This window comes from Paraflavisolibacter caeni (genome assembly GCF_025628885.1).
Taxonomy (GTDB): Bacteria; Bacteroidota; Bacteroidia; order Chitinophagales; family Chitinophagaceae; genus Flavisolibacter; species Flavisolibacter caeni.
Genome location: NZ_JAOTIF010000086.1, coordinates 1 through 510, shown reverse-complemented (window position 1 = coordinate 510; position 510 = coordinate 1). Strand labels below are relative to the sequence as shown.

Sequence of the window (510 nt, the reverse complement as noted above, 5' to 3'; positions counted from 1 at the left end):
GTTATAGTAAACATTAGCCGTACATGCTAACTACCTCCTCCTCGACCACTCCTATACTACTCCGGATCAACCCCGTATCTACCATATACCTACCCCCTACGATCCCCTTATCCAACCCACCCAACCATACCTTCAGGGTAGATCAAGTATAGCTGAAGCACACCTGAAGCATACTTCAAGTATACTTAATGCACGAAATAAAAATTTGACCCCTTCCCTGATCCTCACCCTACCGGCAGGCACCCCCACCGCTCGGTCCTGCCGCTCTCTTAGGGCTCCTGACAGCCGCCCCTGTTGCTGGCATGGCCGCTGTGTGGTATGCTTTGGTCCTGTCTCTGTGGTCCCGCCCTGCCAGCGGCCGTTCTTTATCTCCTTTGGCCATAGCCCTACCCCTGGGTAGGGGTCTGGTGGTTGGTTTGCTGGCGGGCTGGGCAATAGTTTTTTGCTTTCACAGAATTTTCACGAAAAAACCTTAAAAAAGATTTGGTGGGGATTGGGTGGGTTTCTATC

The 510-nt window shown here is 51.8% G+C and carries 1 protein-coding gene; it reads right to left on the bottom strand.

All coding sequences use genetic code 11. The annotated features are described in order from the left end of the window. Positions 1–229: 229 nt before the first annotated feature. Complete coding sequence (locus OCK74_RS27880; RefSeq protein ID WP_279300401.1) at positions 230–382, bottom strand: hypothetical protein; 153 nt, start codon at positions 380–382, stop codon at positions 230–232. Between the last annotated feature and the right edge of the window lie 128 nt (positions 383–510).